This window comes from Micromonospora sp. NPDC049580 (genome assembly GCF_040675595.1).
Lineage (GTDB): Bacteria > Actinomycetota > Actinomycetes > Mycobacteriales > Micromonosporaceae > Micromonospora.
Genome location: NZ_JBFAPG010000083.1, coordinates 1 through 17,047 on the forward strand (window position 1 = coordinate 1; position 17,047 = coordinate 17,047).

Consider the following 17,047-nt stretch of genomic DNA (forward strand, 5'->3'; position numbering starts at 1 on the left):
CCCACCCCACCCACCCACCCCCGGGCCCCGACCCCGCCTGGCGTCCCCGCCCCCTTCGCCCTGTTGATCAAGAGCTTTGCGTCAGATTCGCGCGAGATTTTGACGCAAATCTCTTGATCACCGGCGCGATGCGGGGCGGTGGGTGGGGTGGACAGTAGGATGCTCGGTTGTGCGGGTTCTTTTGGTGGGTGGTGGTGGGCGGGAGCATGCGCTCGCGCTCGGGTTGGCACGCGATCCGGCTGTTTCGGCGCTGATTGCCGCGCCTGGTAATCCGGGGATCGCCTCGGTTGCCGAGGTGCGGGCCGTGAACGCCTCCGATCCGGCCGCTGTCGCCGCGCTCGCCGTGGAGACTGCCGCTGACCTGGTGGTGATCGGGCCGGAGGCGCCGCTCGTGGCCGGTGTCGCCGACGCGGTACGTGCCAAGGGCATCGCCGTGTTCGGCCCGTCGGCCGAGGCCGCCCAACTGGAGGGCTCCAAGGCGTTCGCCAAGGACGTGATGACCGCCGCCGGTGTGCCGACCGCCCGGGCGTACGTCTGCACCGACGAGGAGACCACCGCGCGGGCGCTGGACGAGTTCGGCGCCCCGTACGTGGTAAAGGACGACGGTCTGGCCGCCGGCAAGGGCGTGGTGGTGACCGACGACCGGTCCGCCGCGTTGGCGCACGCCGCGGAGTGCGGCCGGGTGGTGGTCGAGGAGTTCCTCGACGGTCCGGAGGTCAGCCTGTTCGTGGTAACCGACGGCGAGGCGGCGCTGCCGCTGCTGCCCGCGCAGGACTTCAAGCGGATCGGCGACGGCGACACGGGCCCGAACACGGGCGGCATGGGCGCGTACGCGCCGCTGCCCTGGGCCCCGCCCGGTCTGGTCGACGACGTCATGCGCGACGTGGTCCACCCCACCCTGGCGGAGTTGCGCCGTCGGGGCACGCCGTTCGCGGGCCTGCTCTACGTGGGCCTCGCGATGACGACCACCGGCCCTCGGGTGATCGAGTTCAACGCGCGCTTCGGCGACCCGGAGACCCAGGTCGTGCTCGCCCTGCTGGAGACCCCGCTGGGTGGGCTGTTGCACGCGGCGGCCACCGGAACGCTGGCCGAGCACCCGCCGCTGCGCTGGCGCGACGGCGCGGCGGTGACCGTGGTGCTCGCCGCGCAGGGCTACCCGGCCGCGCCGCGCACCGGCGACGTGATCACCGGCGCGGACCGGCCGGGCATCATCCACGCGGGCACCGCCCGCCGGGCGAGCGACGGCGCGTTGCTCTCCGCCGGCGGCCGGGTCCTCTGCGGTACGGCCACCGGCCCCGACCTGGCGGCCGCCCGGGATGCGGCGTACGCGCTGGTGGACGGGGTGGAGCTGGCCGGCTCGCAGCACCGCACCGACATCGCCACCGCCGCGGTCGAGGGCCGGATCACGATCCCGACCTGAGGGTCCCGCCTCAGCCGTAGTAGCGGCGTAGTTCCCGGGTGAGCACCTTGCCGGTGGCGTTGCGGGGCAGGTACTTCACGAAGACCACGTCCCGGGGTACGGAGAACCGGGCCAGGTAGTGCCGGACGTACTCACGGACCGCCTCGGGGTCGAGGGTCTCGCCGGGGTGCAGGGCGAGGAATGCGGCCAGTCGCTGGCCGTACTCGGGGTCGGGTACGCCGATCACGGCGGCCTCGCGTACCTGCGGTAGTTGGGCGAGCAGGTCCTCCACCTCGGACGGGAACACGTTCTCGCCGCCGGAGACGATCATGTCGTCGGCCCGGCCGTCGACGAAGAGCAGCCCGTCGGCGTTGAGCCGGCCGAGGTCGCCGGTGTCGAGCAGGCCGTCGCGGGTCTCCCGGCTGGCACCGGAGGTGTAGCCCTCGAAGAGCATCTCGTTGCCGACGAAGATACGGCCGACCCGACCCTCGGGTATCGGCTGACCGTCGTCGTCGAGAATTTCCAGGCGGGTGCCGTGCGGCGGCCGGCCGGCCGCGGTGGGTGCCTGGCGCAGGTCCGGGGGACCGGCGATGGACGCCCAGGAGACCTCGGTGGACCCGTAGAGGTTGTAGAGGACGTCTCCGTACACGTCCATGAACTTCGGGGCGAGCCCGCCCGGCAGAGCCGATCCGCTGACCGCGACGACCTTGAGCGGGGGGCGCGGGTCCGGTGGGGGCACCTCCAGCAGCCGTTGGAGCATCACGGGTACGGCGAAGAGGGCGTCGCAGCGGTGTGCCACCAGGGCGGCGATCGTGGCGGCCGGGTCGAAGCGGCGGTGCAGCACGATGGTGGCCCGCAACGCGAAGCAGACCTGCAGGGCGGCGAATCCCCAGGTGTGGAAGATCGGGGCGGCGATCAGCACCCGGTCCTTGGCGTGCAGCGGGATGCGGTCGATGATGGACACGAGCGGCCCGAAACCGCTGGGTGTGGGCCGGCGGGCGCCCTTGGGCGCGCCGGTGGTGCCCGAGGTGAGCACGATGATCCGGCCGTCGCGCTCCGGTGGGTGCAGCTCGCCGGGCAGCGCTCCGGCCACCAGCTCCTCGCGGGCGCGTTCGTCGAGGCGGGGCAGCTCGGCGGGGAGGCCGAGGACCCGTTCGGCGAACTCGTCGTCGTGCACCAGCAGCCGCAGCCGCTGCTCCTCGGCGACGGTGGACAGTTGGGCGGCGGAGAGCCCGGTGTTGACCAGGACCGCGTCGACGCCGAGCAGGGTCGCCGCGACGATGGTCTCGATCAGCCCGTGGTGGTTGCGGCACAGCACGCCGATCCGGTCGCCGGCCTGTACGCCGAGCCCGGACCGCATCGACCGGGCCATGCGTTCGGCCCGGTCGAGGAGCGCCTGGTAGGTCAGCTCGACGCCGTCCTCGTCGATGATCGCCGGCCGACCAGGGTCTCGGGCGGCTGCCTGGCGCAGTTCGCCGGCGAGACTCCACCCCCAGGTGCGCAACGCGTTGAGCTGTGAGGCGATCCGGATCGGGCGGCCCGGGGTGAGCAGGCCGCGCCGGGTCAGCGTGGCGACGACGAACGGCAGGTCCATGCCGCAGACCTCCTTGAGGGTGGTACGCGGACGGGCAGTGGGACTCCCATCCGGCAGGGCGTCTTCCTTGATCATGCACCCGACGCGGCATCAGGCCCAGCCGGCGTCGGCATGGGGTGACGAAGACGGCACGGATAGGTAGGACGCCGCCCCTGGCCCGACCGGCAGTCGGGCCAGGGGGTGGCTGACCGGAGGCTCAGCGGATCTGCATGCCGGAGATCGCCCGGGAGATCACCAGTCGCTGGATCTCGGACGTACCCTCGAAAATGGTGTAGATCTTGGCGTCGCGGTACCAGCGTTCGACGGGGTGGTCGCGCAGGAAGCCGGCCCCGCCGAGCAGCTGCACCGCCTTCTCGGTGACCGACACCGCCACCTCGCCGGCCTTGAGCTTGGACATCGAGCCCTCGCCCGCGGTGAACGGGCGGTTGTTGCGGCCCATCCAGGAGGCCCGCCAGACCAGCAGCCGAGCCGCGTCGATCTCCATCCGCATGTCGGCCAGCGCGAACGCGACCGCCTGGTTCTCGATGATCGGCCGTCCGAACTGGACCCGGTCCTTCGCGTAGTCCAGGGCGTACTCGTAGGCGGCCCGGGCCACGCCGAGCGCCTGCGCGCCGACCGTGGGTCGGGACAGCTCGAAGGTGCGCATCGCGGCCTGCCCGCTGGCCCGTTGCCCGGTGCGGGCGCGGTCCAGGCGTTCCAGCAGAGCCTCCCGTCCGCCGAGCAGGCAGCGGCCGGGCACGCGTACCCCGTCGAGGAAGACGTCGGCGGTGTGTGACGCGCGCAGGCCGAGCTTGCGCAGCTTGCGGGTCGCGGCCAGGCCGGGGGTGCCGGGCGGTACGACGAACGCCGCCTGGCCCCGGGAGCCGAGCGTGGGGTCGACCGAGGCGGTGACCACGTGCACGCCGGCGATGCCGCCGTTGGTGGCGTACGCCTTCTGGCCGTTCAGGACCCACTCGTCGGTGGCCTCGTCGTAGACGGCCCGGGTGCGCATCGCGCCGACGTCGGAGCCGGCCTCGGGTTCGCTGGTGCAGAACGCGGCGACGGCTGGGGAGTCGACGTCGCCGAAGCACTGCGGCACCCACTCGATCATCTGTTCGGGGGTGCCGGCGCCGTAGATGGCGGCGACGGCGAGCGAGGTGCCGAAGATGCTCAGGCCGATGCCGGCGTCACCCCAGAAGAGTTCCTCGCTGGCGATGGGCAGGGAGAGTCCGGTCGGGTCTGCCCAGCAGGTGGCGAGGAACTCGAAGCCGTAGAGGCCGACCTTGGCGGCCTCCTGGATCACCGGCCACGGGGTGTCCTCGCGCTCGTCCCACTCGGCGGCGGCCGGGCGCACGACCTCGGCGGCGAAGCCGTGCACCCAGTCGCGTAGATCCCGCTGTTCCTCGTTCAGGTCAAGCGAGAACTCAGCCATGTCAGGCCTTGGGGATGTCGAACAGGTTGGCGATGTTGGCGGCGAGGCCGAGGTCGCCCTTCGCCTTCAGCTTGCCGGTCATGAACATCATCACCGGGTTGGCGCCGCCGGAGACGATCTTCAGGAACTCCACCGGGCCCATGGTCAGGCTCAGCTTCGGGTCGTGCTGCGGAGTCTCGTTCACCTCGCACTTGCCGTCGGCGATGACCACCTCGTAGGTGTCGCTGCCGCCGTCGGGACGACCGGTGATGATCCAGTGGATGACCGCGTTGGTGGAGCCGGCCCGGTCCGCGCGGAACAGCGACGGCATCCGGCCGAAGACCTCACCGAGGACCTTGCCGCGCAGGTCACCGGACATCACCTGGGCGATCTTGTCGTCCGGGGTGGACTTGACCAGCTGGGCGAACTCCTTGGGGCCGACGTTGGCGAAGGTGGCCGGGTCGAAGTCAGTCATGAGATGCGCCTTCCGGGAAGATTTACCTACTCGTGCGTAACCCTACGCACGAGTAGGTATGCTCGCAAGGTGTCCAGTGTCCCCGCCTTCAAGCGCCTGCCCCGCGCCGTCCGCGAGCAGCAGATGCTCGACGCGGCCGTGAAGGTCTTCTCCCGGCGTGGCTTTCACGCCGCCAGCATGGACGAGATCGCGGAGGACGCCGGCATCTCCAAGCCCATGGTGTACGCCTACCTCGGGACGAAGGAGGAGCTGTTCGTCGCCTGCCTGCACCGGGAGGGCACCCGGATGATGCAGGCCATCGCCGGTGCCGCCGCCCCCGACCTGCCGGCCGACGAGCGGCTCTGGCATGGGCTGCGGGCGTTCTTCGGCTTCGTCGGCGCGCACCGGGACGGCTGGGCGGTGCTCTACCGGCAGGCCCGGGGCGAGCAGCCGTTCGCCGGCGAGCTGGCCACCATGCGGGCCCGCCTGGTCGAGGTGGTCGCCGGGATGCTCGACCACGCGCTGCGCGCCGAGGGCCGCGAGATCGCCGCCCTCGACCTGGAGGTCGTCGCGTACGCCCTGGTCGGCGCGACCGAGTCACTGGCCGACTGGCTCGCGGACCACCCGGACGCCGACCCGGAGAAGACGGCCACCCGGATGATGAACGTGGCCTGGCTCGGCGCCGCCCAACTGCTGCACGGCGTCACCTGGCGTCCGCCGGCCGACCTGCTGTGACGGGTGTCAGGTCGATCCGCCCGGCCAGTTGCGGGCGGCGGCGCGGCGGTGCGCCCGGTGGCGCAGCCAGCGGACGGCCTCGATACCCAGCGTGACGAGCACCGAGAGGCCGATTCCGGCGAGGACGCCCTTGACGGGGTGGCGCGCGAAGGCCAGCCCACCGAAGTAGCCGAGCAGTCCGCAGTACACGGCCCAGGTGACCGTCGCGATCACGTCGTAGAGCAGGAACGACCGGCGGGGATACCGCACCGCGCCCATGGTGAGGGTGACCGCGGTCCGGCCGCCCGGCAGGTAGCGGGAGGTGGTCAGGATCAGCCCGCCGCGCCGGTTCAGCGCACGGCGGGCCCACTCGGAGCTGGCCCGCCGTCGGCTCCCGTCGGGAAACCCGGCGAGCCGGTTCGCGCCGCCACCGCGCCCGATGGCGTAGGAGATGTGGTCGCCGACGCAGGCGCCCACCGCGGCGACGGCGATCACCGCCGCCAGGTTGGGGCTCCCGCCGGTGGAGAGCACGGCGGCGGTGATGACGGCCGCCTCGCCGGGTACGGCCGGAAAGAACGCGTCGACCGCCGTGAGCCCGAAGATCAGCAGGTACACCCACGGCGAGGTGATCAGCTGTCGGAGCAGGTCGAGGGCGGCGTCCATGCCCTCATGCTCGCCGGGTGCGAGCCGCCCGGTGGGCCGAGTCGGCGGATCACCCCCTTCGGTCCCGGGCGTCAGGCCGAGCGCACCAGGGCGGGTGGGGCGAGCAGTGGGCCGTGCGGGGTCTTGTCGTCGGCGGTGGGGCCGTGCGAGGCGAGCACCACAGGTGCGCCCAGCTCCGCGCCCACCGCCTCCTTCCAGTCCGTCGGCGGGTCGTCGTACAAGGGTCGGGAGCGCAGCAGCCGGTCGGTGAGCGCGGCTTGTCGGTCCAGGTCGCCGGGTGGGCCGGGGTCGAGCCGGTCGGTGGTGTCGTAGCGGCGGCAGATCCGCAGCTCGGGGCCGGCGAGGTCGAGGTGGGTCAGCGCCAGGCCGTCCACTCCGCCGGCCGCGGCGAGGGCGTACCGGTGGGCGACCGCGTCGAAGTGGCCGAACCGGAACCGGCCCTGCCAGGGGTTGGTCGGGTTGTGCGGGTCGGCCAGCGGCAGGGCCGGGTCCTCGGTCACCAGCGGGCCGGGCCCGTGTCGGGTGGTGACGGTCCGCAGCACCCCGAGCCGGATCAGGTCGCCGGACCGACCGGCCTCGGCGAGCAGGCTGTCGGCGTTGGCGAACGTGGTGGTGCTCCACGTCGTGTACGGGTGGAAGCCGTGCCACTCGTCGAGCAGCACCCCCTGCGCGCCCTCGAAGACGCAGGTGCCGGCACGCAGCGCCCGGGCGAGCCAGCTCCGGTCGACGACCGCGACCCGTGCGGCGAACCCGGTGAACGCGGGCAGGCAGTCGTCGACCGGTGGCGCGTCCAACGGGCCGAGTTCGGCGGTCAGCCGGTCCCGCAGGGCGGTCAGCCGGCGGCGCAGCAGCGCGGGGCGGTGGCAGTCGGCGACGCGGGGCGCGTCGTCGGGGTGGGCGAGGCCGTACGCGACGGCCTCACCCACCCCCAGCCCGCAGGAGCCGTGCCGGTCGGCTCCCCGGGCGATCTCCCGGGCGCGGTTGGCGGCCCGGTGGTACGGGGTGGCGAGCAGCGCGTCGGCGTCGACGGTCAGCCGGTCGAGCGCGTCGGGCACCCCGATCGTGGCGAGATGGTCGGCCTCGGCGGCCAGTGCCAGCGGGTCCACCACCACGTGCCGGGACAGGTGCGTACCGACGCCGGGATGGAACGTGCCCGCGCCGAACTGCGCGAACGTGTGGTGCCGCCCGTCGCGCAGCACGACGGTGTGCGCCGCCTGCGCGCCCCCGTTGAAGCGGATCACCGTGTGCACCGGGCGGGTGGCGCAGAGCCAGTCCACGACCGTGCCCTTGCCGGCGTCGCCGAAGCCGAGGTCGACCACCGCCACGTGCCTCACAGCCTCCTCACCCCGCCGGTGGTGTCGCGGAACGCCGGCAGCGTCGACACCTCGGCCCGCCGCCCCCGGCCGAGGCGGGCCAGGGCCTTCGAGACGGTGCCGGTGGCGCTGGAACCGGCGTGGTCCAGGTGGCGCAGGCCCTCGTCCAGGTCGATGGCCTGCTCGCCGAGGCCGATGGTGAGCGCGATGGTCTCGCAGACGGCGTCGAGGTCATCGAGCACGACAGCGTTCTGCCCGAGCAGCTCCCGCCAGAAGTCGAGCACCTTCGCGTTCCCGGCGTAGTGGCTGCCGGCGGGGAGCAGATAGTAGATGTCCCAGCGGCGGGTCACCTCGTCGACGACCTGCCGCAGCGGCACGTCCTGCGCCAGGTCGTCGCCGATCAGGCCGGCCACCTCACGAGCCTTCACCTGCGGGTACGCCAGCTCGTCGCCGATGATGAACAGGTAGCCGCGCCGGCCGCGCTTCTCCCAGTTGTCGGTGACGGTGTGCCGGGCCATGAAGTACAGGGCCAGCTCGTACGACTCGCTCATCTGCCCGCCGCCACCGCCTTCGAGGACGATCCGGCCGAGGTCGTCGTCCATCCGGTTGTCCGACTCGAACTGGCCCACCTGCAACGGCACCCGGTCGCAGGTGGCGTCGCCGATCGCGCCGAACATGATCTGCGGATCGCTGGCGTACCCCTGCCGTTGCAGCAGCCCGAGCAGCTGCGGCAGCTTGGTCTGCAGGGCGCGTGGCACCCTGCGCATGGAGCCGGTCACGTCGAAGAGCACCGCGATGGGCGTCGACTGCGGGTGCTCGTCGGAGTCCCGGCTCTCCCGGCTCGCGTCGCGGGGGTCGAGCGCGGGGTGCACGGTGCGCGCCCCGCTGTCGCTGTAGGAGAAGGCGCTCCGGCCGGTGGACCGGCGGTAGCGGTCGGCGGCGTCGTACACGTCCGTGGACCAGATTCCACTGCCCATGACAGCTCCCTAGGGGGTGCGGGTGAACGGTCGGAAGGTGCGTGGCCCGTAGAGCCGGTCCAGCACCTGGTCGAGTTCGCGCAGCAGACGCCAGGCGTCGTCGGGGCGGGCGTCCAGGGGCCGCTGCCGGCAACCCTGCGCGAAGGCGTGCAGCTCGCGGGGTGCGCGCGGCCCCATCAGCCAGCTCATGCAGCGGCTGGCCATCGCGATGTCGGTGCCCGGGCCGCAGGGCCGCTTGCCGGGGACCTCCTCCGGATACCAGTCCTCCTGGCCCGGCACTAGCGCCGGGATCGTGCTGCCGACGGCTGCGGAGAAGCACCAGTCGACAAGCACCACGCCGTGGGCGTCCGGCTCGATCAGCACGTGTCGCGGCAGGACCGCGCCGTGCACCACGCCCGCCCGGTGGGCCAGGCCGAGCACCACCAGCAGCCGCCGCCACATCCAGGCCACGTCCCGGGCGTCCAACCCGTCGGGGTACGCGCGCCGCACCTCGTCGAGGTCGTGCAGGCCGGGTGCGGTGGCGAGCACGGTGATCCGCCGTTCGGCACCGGAGGTGGCGTCGCGGTGCGGGAATTCGTCGACGAGCCGAGGCACGTACGGCAGGTAGCGCGGGTCGCCGCGCTCGACGATGGTGCGCAGGGCGTGCGCCTCGCGGGCCATCAGGTCGTTGTCGGTGGGCCGTCGGGGGAGTTTGAGCAGCCGGTCGTCGCCCACGTCGTAGAGGTCGGCCAGGTCACCCGAGTGGGCCGGCGTGCCGAGGCGGTAGTCGCCGAGGACGGTGACCTGCCGGGCCTGCCACCGGGTGGTGACGTGGATGAACGCGTCGAGGGCTTCGGCGCGTACCGCCGGATCGGTCGGCAGGCGGTCGGGGTGCAGGGCCGCGACCAGCTCGCGGTAGCGGCGGGCCGGCTGGTCGGCGCCGAACAGATCGGCGTCGGTGCGGGCGGCCGCGACCAGGCCGACGGCCTCCGCGGCCCTCACCGCACCGTCTCCTCGCGGGCGGGGCGCAGCAGCGCCGGGTGCAGCAGGCGGGCGTCGCCGGCCCGGTAGAGCCGTGCGCGCGGGCCACCTCGGGCCCCGCCGCGCTCGGTGCTGGTGCCGGTGCTCTCCACGAAGCCCGGCACGGAGAGCACCTTGCGGTGGAAGTTGCCGGCGTGCAGCGGGTGCCCCCAGACCGTCTCGTAGACGGCGCGCAGCTCGCTGATCGTGAACTCGGCGGCCAGGAAGCGGGTGGCCAGCGGGGTGTACTCCAGCTTGGACCGGGCCCGCTCCAGCGCGTCGTCGATGATGCGGCCGTGGTCGAAGGCGAGCTGCCGGCTGGTCAGCGCGGTCACCGGCAGCCAGATCGCCTCGTCGGCGTCGGTGCCGGCGGCCGGGTCGGGCAGGTCGGGGGCGAACGCGAGGTGGGCGATCGAGACGACGCGCATCCGCGGGTCACGGTCGGGGTCGCCATAGCTGCCCAACTGCTCCAGGTGTACGCGCCGGAGCCCCTCCCCGCCGAGCCTGGTCTCCTCGGCCAGCTCCCGTCGAGCGCCGGCGGTCAGGTCCTCGTCGGGGCGGACGAAGCCGCCGGGCAGTGCCCAGTGCCCCGCGAAGGGCGCCTCGCCGCGGCGGATCAGCAGCAGGTGCAGGGCACCGTCGCGGATGGTCAGCGCCACCACGTCGACGGTCACGGCGACCGACGGGTAGGCCCGCGGGTCGTACGCGGCCAGGAAGTCCTGCTCGTTCATCTGGTCTCTCTCATCCTGAGAACATCTCGTTATGAGAACAACGTAGCGCAGAAGTACGCCCCTGCCAAGCCCGAATCAGGATCGGCAGGGACGCGTCAGCGCACGAGACCCGCCAGGTGCGGTCGGCCGCGCGAGTCGTGCAGGGCGAATGCCCCGTCCGGCAGGAGGGTGAAGTCCACAGTGCTCGGCAGCGGTACGGGCAGCTTGAACGCCACCTCGACGGTGCAGGCGTCCGGCAGCCGGGTCTCCAGCGCCGCGAGGCAGCGCGCCTTGCTCCACATGCCGTGCGCGATCGGCCGGCGGAAGCCGAACAGCCGCGCCCCGAGCCGGGAGGTGTGGATCGGGTTGTGGTCCCCGGAGACCCGCGCGTACTCCGTGCCGACGCGGGGTTCCACCCGCCAGCGGGCCGTGGCCGTGGGCGCGGTCGGACGCTCGCCCCGATCGCGCCCGCCGGGTGTGCGCTCCCGGCCCAGGTACGTCGAGACGCCGCGCCAGACCTCCTCGCCGTCGACCGAGCCGACCAGCACCACGTCCACCTGCCGCCCCCGGTCGTGCGGACGCAGGTTCTCGGCGAACGTCGTGAAGTCGAGGGCCTCGTCGGCGGTGATCGGGCGGTGCACGGTGATCCGGTTGCCGACGTGCACCACGCCGGTCAGCGGGATGGGAAAGCCCGGCGCGGTCATCAGTCGCAGGGTCAGCGGAAAGCCCAGGATGTGCGGGAACGTCGCGGGCAGCCGATCGGTGAGCCGGAACCCGCAGACCCGGTCGTAGTCGGCCAGGTGCGCCCGGTCGGTCCGTACCCCGGCCACGGTGAACTCGACCGCCGGCAGGTCGGCGCCGCGCCGCCCACCGAGTCCGGGCAGCGCGCCGAGCGCGGCCCGCCGGTACAGCGCGCCGGGCGCGGGCATCCGGGGCAGCTCGACGCGCGTCCGGCCGCCCGCGCCGGCCGCACCGGCACCGCTGAGGTCACTGGTCACCTCGGCCGCCGACGCGCTCAAGTCGTGCGTCTGCTCGATGCTCAGGTCGGCGCCGACGGCCTCCGGCCGGCGGATCGCGTCCAGCGTCTCGCGCGACAGGATCTCGGTCGGGCCCTCGATCAGCTCGTGGACCGACAGGTCGTCCGGCTCTCTCCGTTTGCCCATCACGCCCCCAGCAGGCTCTGGCCGCAGACCCGGACGACGTTGCCGCTGACCGCGCCGCTGGCCGGCCAGGCCAGCCAGCCGATCGTCTCGGCCACGTCCACCGGCAGCCCGCCCTGAGCCAGGCTGTTCATCCGCCGGCCCGCCTCGCGGACGACCAACGGGATGCGGGCGGTCATCCGGGTCTCGATGAAGCCGGGGGCCACCGCGTTCACGCTGATTCCCCGGTCGCGCAGGGCCGGGGCGAGCGAGTCGACCACGCCGATCACGCCGGCCTTGCTGGTGGCGTAGTTGGTCTGCCCCCGGTTACCGGCGATCCCGGCGATCGAGGAGACGCCGATGATCCGCCCGCCGGCCGGGATCAGCTCCCGCTCCAGCAGCACGTCGTTGATCCGCTCCTGACTGGACAGGTTGACGTCGATGACCTGGTCCCACCGGTCGGCGTCCATCCGGCCGAGCGTCTTGTCCCGGGTGATGCCGGCGTTGTGCACCACCGCGTCGACCCGACCGTGCCGGCTGGCCAGGTGGTCGGCGAGGCGGGTCGGCGCGTCCGGCGCGGTCAGGTCGAGCTGGACTGCCGTACCGCCGATCTCGTTCGCCACCGCGGCGAGGGCGTCCCCGGCCGCCGGGACGTCCAGGGCGACCACCTGCGCGCCGTCGCGGGCGAGGACCCGGGCGAGGGCCGCGCCGATACCCCGGGCAGCCCCGGTGACCAGCACGACCTGCCCGTCCAGCGGCCGGTCCCAGTCGGCCGGGGCGCTCGCCGCGCCGGCGCCGACCCGGATGACCTGCCCGGAGACGTACGCCGACCGGCCGGACAGGAGGAAGCGGAGGGTCGATTCGAGGCTTGTGCGGGTGCCGGCGGCGCTCGTGTCGCCTGTCACATAGACGAGCTGGGCGGTGGTGCCCCGACCGAACTCCTTGCCGATGCTGCGGACCAGCCCTTCCAGGGCGCGCTGCGCGGTCGCCGCACGCGGTGTCGGGCACTCGTCGGGCGGGGTGCCGAGCACGATCACCCGGCCACTGGGCAGCAGGGCCCGGGCCTGCGGGTGGAAGAAGTCGTAGAGCTGACGCAGCTGGGTCGAGTCGGTGATGCCGGTGGCGTCGTACACCAGGGCGCCGAAGCGGTCCTGCGCTCCGGCCGTGCCGGTGTCGCGCAGCTCGACCCCGGCGGCGGCCAGGATCGTGGTGACCGGCTCGGCGAGCCGGCCGCCGCTGGCCGCGCCGAGCAGGACCGGCCCGGGCAGCAGCGGGTCGCCGGGGTGGTGTCGGCGCAGTCGCGGCGGGTCGGGCAGCCCGAGGCGCTTGACCAGCGCGCGGCCGGCGGCCGATTGGACGAAGCTCGCGTACCTGTCGGTCATGGGCGTAGCCTACTGGCGAGTAAGGTTCGAGCAACACTTGTCGAGGAGGCGGATCGTGCAGAGCATCCGGCGGGTCGCGGTCATCGGGGGCAACCGCATCCCCTTCGCCCGTTCCAACTCCCGCTACGCGGACGCGTCCAACGCGGACCTGCTCGGCGCGGCACTGGACGGTCTGATCGCCCGCTACGGGCTGGCCGGGCAGCGGGTCGGCGAGGTGGTGGCCGGCGCGGTGCTCAAGCACTCCCGCGACTTCAACCTCACCCGCGAGGTGGTGCTGGGGTCCCGGCTCGACCCGCACACCCCCGCGTACGACATCCAGCAGGCCTGCGGCACCGGCCTGGAGGCGGCGATCCTCGTCGCCAACAAGATCGCCCTCGGTCAGCTCGACGTCGGCATCGCCGGCGGTGTCGACACCACCTCCGACGCGCCGCTCGCGGTCAACGAGGAGATGCGGCGCACGCTGCTCAAACTCAACTCCGCCCGGACGCTCGGCCAGCGGCTGAAGGTCGCCGCGAAGCTGCGCCCGCTCCAGCCGTTCAAGCCGGAGATCCCGCGCAACGCCGAGCCGCGTACCGGCCTGTCCATGGGGGACCACGCCGCCCGCACCGCGCTGCGCTGGCAGATCGACCGGCGCTCGCAGGACGAGCTGGCACTGCGCTCGCACCAGCGGCTCGCCGCCGCGTACGACAGGGGTTTCTTCGACGATCTGATGACGCCCTACCTGGGGCTCACCCGCGATGCGAACCTCCGCCCGGACAGCAGTCTGGAGAAGCTCGGCGCGCTGCGACCCGTCTTCGGCACCCGTGGCCCGGACGCCGAGCACGCCACCATGACCGCCGGGAACTCGTCGCCGCTCACCGACGGCGCGTCCACGGTGCTGCTGGCCAGCGAGGAGTGGGCCGCCGCGCACCACCTGCCGGTGCAGGCCTGGTTCAGCCTGTCGGAGACGGCGGCCGTGGACTTCGTGCACGGCGACGAAGGGCTGCTGATGGCCCCCGCGTACGCGGTGCCGCGGATGCTGGCCCGCGCCGGGCTGACGTTGCAGGACTTCGACTACTACGAGATCCACGAGGCGTTCGCCTCGCAGGTGCTGGCCACCCTCGCCGCCTGGGAATCGCCGGAGTTCTGCAAGGACCGGCTGGGACTGGACGCCCCGTTGGGCGCGATCGACACCGACCGGCTCAACGTCAACGGCTCGTCCCTGGCCGCCGGGCACCCGTTCGCCGCCACCGGCGGCCGGATCGTGGCCACGCTGGCCAAGCTGCTGGCCGAGAAGGGCAGCGGGCGCGGGCTGATCTCCATCTGCGCGGCCGGCGGCCAGGGCGTGACGGCGATCCTGGAGCGCTGAGGCGTCCCTGTCGATCAACCTGTACGTCGTCCGGTCGCAGCGGGCGGCAAACCGCGGGCGTCGCAACGAACGGCGGACGATACTGGCACGGTGGAGGAGGACCTCGTCGAACTACTGGCCTCGACCGGAGTCACCTGCCGGTTGTTGGTCGAGCAGACGCAGGGCCCATACCACCGAGCTGTGCATCCCGAGCGGCGGGAGATCACCGAGGACCGCGATGGTCTCCCGCTGCGCCTTGGGCTACGCCTATTGGCGGCGGACGCCACCACCCCCCTCGCGGACGTCCTCGTCGAAGTCTGGCAGGCCGACCACGTGGGCCGATACTCCGGCTTCCAGCCATTCGAAGCGAGGCCGGGACAGGTGGTCACCTCGGAGTCGGTGCCGCACGACGTGATCGCCGCCGGTGAGACGTACCTGCGGGGCAGCCAGCGCACCGACGAGCGCGGGATGTGCGCGTTCAACACGATCTACCCGGGCTGGTACGCCAGCCGTACCGTGCACATCCACCTCATCGCGAACCTCGGCGACCGCTCGGTGACCACGCAGCTCTACTTTCCCGACAGGGTCACCGACGAGGTTTTCAGTCGCCCGCCCTATCGGGGCCGGCCGCAGCGCGACACCACCAACGCCACCGACAGCATCTTCGCCGACGGCGGTGAGCAGATGATCCTGGACCTGCAAGGAGATCCGACGACCGGCTACACCGGGGTCCTCTGCGTCGTCCTCGACCGGCAAGCGCGACCTGCCTCGGCTCCGGGTCCTTCGGCGGAAAGCGACAGTTGATCGTGGCCAGCAAGGAGCAGATCAGGGCCACCATCGAGGCACACCTCGCCGCCGTCGGCGCCGCCGACGCTACCGCACTGGCGGATCTCTACACACCGGATGCCCGTCTGCATGACCCCGCTGGCGGATCCCCAGTCACCGGCCGAACGGCCATCCAGCAGCACTTTGCCGGCGTGCTCACCGAGCAACGGACAATGGAACTCGTCATGGTGGCGATCGCCGACCACCACGCCGCGTTCCATTTCCGCGCCACACCAGCCGATGGCCCCACCAGAGAGGTCATCGACACCATGACCTTCGACGACCAAGCCATGATCACTTCAATGCAGGCGTACGCGAGCTGACACCAAACCCGGTCGGAGTAACCTGCGTGGCCTGCCGTCCGGCCAAGGGGAGGAATCGCTCCACCGAGGCCGCGAATGCTGAGGGGTCGTCCGCCCAGGGGAAATGCCCAGCCCGTGGCTGCTGGCCGTTGCCGACGGTCGCTTCGAAGCAGCCCTAAGCGACCTGACCGAGGCAATGCACATCGGCTCGCCGCCCCGGTCAGTAGAAATCCGCCAAGCTGCGCCCGGTCTTCGGACCGGGCGAGGATCGCAACGTCGTGGGCCGGCAGGGCCAGGCCGCGTGAGTGCGGCCGTGCACGACATCCCGCGGGTGTGACCTGACCCGACCCGTCCCGCCGACCGGCCGGTAGGCCGGGTTGGCTGGGGCTGCGACCGGCGCGTACGCGAGAATGAGGTACGTGACGACGATCCCGAACGTGCTCGCCAACCGGTACGCCTCACCCGAGTTGGTCGCCCTCTGGTCGCCCGAGGAGAAGGTCCGGATGGAGCGGCGGCTCTGGCTTGCCGTGCTCCGTGCCCAGCGCGACCTCGGCGTGCCCGTCCCGGACGGCGTGGTCGAGGCGTACGAGCGGGTGCTCGACCAGGTCGACCTCGCCTCGATCGCGGAGCGGGAGCGGGTCACCCGGCACGACGTCAAGGCCCGCATCGAGGAGTTCAGCGCCCTCGCCGGGCACGAGCATGTGCACAAGGGAATGACCTCCCGGGATCTCACCGAGAACGTCGAGCAGCTCCAGGTGCGGGCCTCGTTGGAGCTGATCCGCGACCGGGTGGTGGCCACCCTGGCCCGGTTGGCCCGGCTGGCGTACGAGCACTCCGAGCTGGTCATGACCGGCCGCTCGCACAACGTGGCCGCGCAGGCCACCACGCTTGGCAAGCGCTTCGCGTCGGCGGCGGAGGAGCTGCTGATCGCGTACGAGCGGCTGGAGGACCTGATCGACCGCTACCCGCTGCGCGGCATCAAGGGGCCGGTTGGCACGGCCGCCGACCAGCTCGACCTCTTCGACGGTGACGCCGACAAGGTCGCCGAGCTGGAGCGACGGGTCGCCGAGCACCTGGGCTTCGCGCGGGTGCTCGACAGCGTCGGGCAGGTCTACCCGCGCTCGTTGGACTTCGACGTGCTGTCGGCGCTGGCGCAGACCGCCGCCGCGCCGTCCTCGCTGGCGACCACGATCCGGCTGATGGTCGGTCAGGAGCTGGTGACCGAGGGCTTCAAGCCGGGTCAGGTCGGCTCCAGCGCGATGCCGCACAAGATGAACACCCGTTCGTCGGAGCGGGTGAACGGCTTCGCGGTGATCATCCGGGGTTACCTGTCGATGGTCGGCGAGCTGGCCGGTGACCAGTGGAACGAGGGCGACGTGTCCTGCTCGGTGGTCCGCCGGGTGGCTCTGCCGGACGCGTTCTTCGCCGCCGACGGGCTGTTCCAGACCTTTCTGACCGTGCTCGACGAGTTCGGCGCGTACCCGGCGGTGATCAACCGGGAGTTGGAGCGGTTCCTGCCCTTCCTGGCGACCACCAAGATCCTGGTGGCGGCGGTCCGGCGTGGCGTCGGCCGGGAGGTCGCGCACGAGGTGATCAAGGAGCACGCGGTCGCCGTGGCGCTGGCCATGCGCGAGAAGGGCGCCCCGGAGAACGACCTGTTCGACCGCCTGGCCGCCGACGGCCGCCTGGGCCTGTCCCGCGCCGACATCGACACCCTGGTCGCCGACCGCACCGCCTTCGTCGGAGCGGCGAAGACCCAGGTGGAAGCGGTAACCCGCCGCATCACCAAGGTGGTAGAAACCCACCCGGAAGCCGCAACCTACACCCCACCCCCCATCCTCTAACCCCGCCGACTCCCC

16 protein-coding genes are annotated in these 17,047 nt (G+C 72.4%); 6 read left to right on the top strand and 10 right to left on the bottom strand.

The window, feature by feature from the left end:
- The first annotated feature begins 169 nt into the window (after positions 1–169).
- Positions 170–1,420, top strand: coding sequence for a phosphoribosylamine--glycine ligase (purD, locus tag AB0J68_RS10180; RefSeq protein ID WP_355064624.1), 1,251 nt, complete (start codon positions 170–172; stop codon positions 1,418–1,420).
- 10 nt (positions 1,421–1,430) lie between these two features.
- Here purD and AB0J68_RS10185 read toward each other — a convergent pair whose 3' ends face one another.
- From AB0J68_RS10185 to AB0J68_RS10195, 3 genes are all read right to left on the bottom strand, one after another.
- Positions 1,431–2,993: an AMP-binding protein gene (locus AB0J68_RS10185; protein ID WP_354853422.1), complete on the bottom strand. Its 1,563-nt coding sequence runs from the start codon at positions 2,991–2,993 to the stop codon at positions 1,431–1,433.
- Positions 2,994–3,189: 196 nt separating this feature from the next.
- Positions 3,190–4,404: an acyl-CoA dehydrogenase family protein gene (locus AB0J68_RS10190; protein WP_354853425.1), complete on the bottom strand. Its 1,215-nt coding sequence runs from the start codon at positions 4,402–4,404 to the stop codon at positions 3,190–3,192.
- A 1-nt stretch (position 4,405) separates the two neighbouring features.
- A complete protein-coding gene (locus AB0J68_RS10195) occupies positions 4,406–4,858 on the bottom strand; it encodes an SCP2 sterol-binding domain-containing protein (RefSeq protein WP_354853428.1) in 453 nt (150 codons plus the stop codon).
- A 69-nt stretch (positions 4,859–4,927) separates the two neighbouring features.
- Between AB0J68_RS10195 and AB0J68_RS10200 the strand changes: the two genes are divergently transcribed.
- On the top strand, positions 4,928–5,572 hold the full coding sequence (locus AB0J68_RS10200) for a TetR/AcrR family transcriptional regulator (RefSeq protein WP_355064630.1): 645 nt from the start codon (positions 4,928–4,930) through the stop codon (positions 5,570–5,572).
- 6 nt (positions 5,573–5,578) lie between these two features.
- On the opposite strand, the gene AB0J68_RS10205 is transcribed toward AB0J68_RS10200, so the two are convergent.
- The 7 genes from AB0J68_RS10205 to AB0J68_RS10235 form a co-directional block, all read right to left on the bottom strand.
- Positions 5,579–6,214 (bottom strand): DedA family protein, encoded by a 636-nt coding sequence (locus tag AB0J68_RS10205; protein ID WP_354853434.1) that lies wholly within the window; start codon positions 6,212–6,214, stop codon positions 5,579–5,581.
- Between the two features lie 71 nt (positions 6,215–6,285).
- The gene (locus AB0J68_RS10210) at positions 6,286–7,548 is read right to left on the bottom strand and encodes an adenylosuccinate synthetase (RefSeq protein WP_363937644.1); all 1,263 of its coding nucleotides are present in this window, start codon (positions 7,546–7,548) and stop codon (positions 6,286–6,288) included.
- Entirely contained in the window at positions 7,545–8,504 is a 960-nt protein-coding gene (locus AB0J68_RS10215) for a hypothetical protein (protein ID WP_363937647.1), read from the bottom strand. The genes AB0J68_RS10210 and AB0J68_RS10215 overlap by 4 nt, the downstream gene beginning before the upstream one ends.
- 9 nt (positions 8,505–8,513) lie before the next feature.
- Positions 8,514–9,485, bottom strand: coding sequence for a serine/threonine protein kinase (locus AB0J68_RS10220; RefSeq protein WP_363937649.1), 972 nt, complete (start codon positions 9,483–9,485; stop codon positions 8,514–8,516).
- Positions 9,482–10,234 carry an NUDIX domain-containing protein gene (locus tag AB0J68_RS10225; protein ID WP_363937651.1) on the bottom strand — a complete coding sequence of 251 codons (753 nt, stop codon included), beginning with the start codon at positions 10,232–10,234 and terminating at the stop codon, positions 9,482–9,484. Before AB0J68_RS10225 ends, AB0J68_RS10220 begins: the two co-directional genes overlap by 4 nt.
- 95 nt (positions 10,235–10,329) lie before the next feature.
- The gene (locus tag AB0J68_RS10230; RefSeq protein ID WP_354853449.1) at positions 10,330–11,376 is read right to left on the bottom strand and encodes a MaoC/PaaZ C-terminal domain-containing protein; all 1,047 of its coding nucleotides are present in this window, start codon (positions 11,374–11,376) and stop codon (positions 10,330–10,332) included.
- The gene (locus AB0J68_RS10235; RefSeq protein ID WP_363937653.1) at positions 11,376–12,734 is read right to left on the bottom strand and encodes a 3-oxoacyl-ACP reductase; all 1,359 of its coding nucleotides are present in this window, start codon (positions 12,732–12,734) and stop codon (positions 11,376–11,378) included. The genes AB0J68_RS10230 and AB0J68_RS10235 overlap by 1 nt, the downstream gene beginning before the upstream one ends.
- A 55-nt stretch (positions 12,735–12,789) precedes the next feature.
- On the opposite strand from AB0J68_RS10235, the gene AB0J68_RS10240 reads away from it, so the two are divergent.
- The 4 genes from AB0J68_RS10240 (at position 12,790) to purB (ending at position 17,032) form a co-directional block, all read left to right on the top strand.
- Positions 12,790–14,082 carry an acetyl-CoA C-acetyltransferase gene (locus tag AB0J68_RS10240; protein ID WP_363937655.1) on the top strand — a complete coding sequence of 431 codons (1,293 nt, stop codon included), beginning with the start codon at positions 12,790–12,792 and terminating at the stop codon, positions 14,080–14,082.
- A gap of 90 nt (positions 14,083–14,172) precedes the next feature.
- On the top strand, positions 14,173–14,865 hold the full coding sequence (locus tag AB0J68_RS10245; protein ID WP_363937658.1) for a hypothetical protein: 693 nt from the start codon (positions 14,173–14,175) through the stop codon (positions 14,863–14,865).
- A gap of 2 nt (positions 14,866–14,867) precedes the next feature.
- Positions 14,868–15,209 (top strand): nuclear transport factor 2 family protein, encoded by a 342-nt coding sequence (locus tag AB0J68_RS10250; RefSeq protein WP_355134075.1) that lies wholly within the window; start codon positions 14,868–14,870, stop codon positions 15,207–15,209.
- A 398-nt stretch (positions 15,210–15,607) separates the two neighbouring features.
- Positions 15,608–17,032, top strand: coding sequence for an adenylosuccinate lyase (gene purB, locus AB0J68_RS10255; protein WP_355064642.1), 1,425 nt, complete (start codon positions 15,608–15,610; stop codon positions 17,030–17,032).
- Positions 17,033–17,047 lie beyond the last annotated feature (15 nt).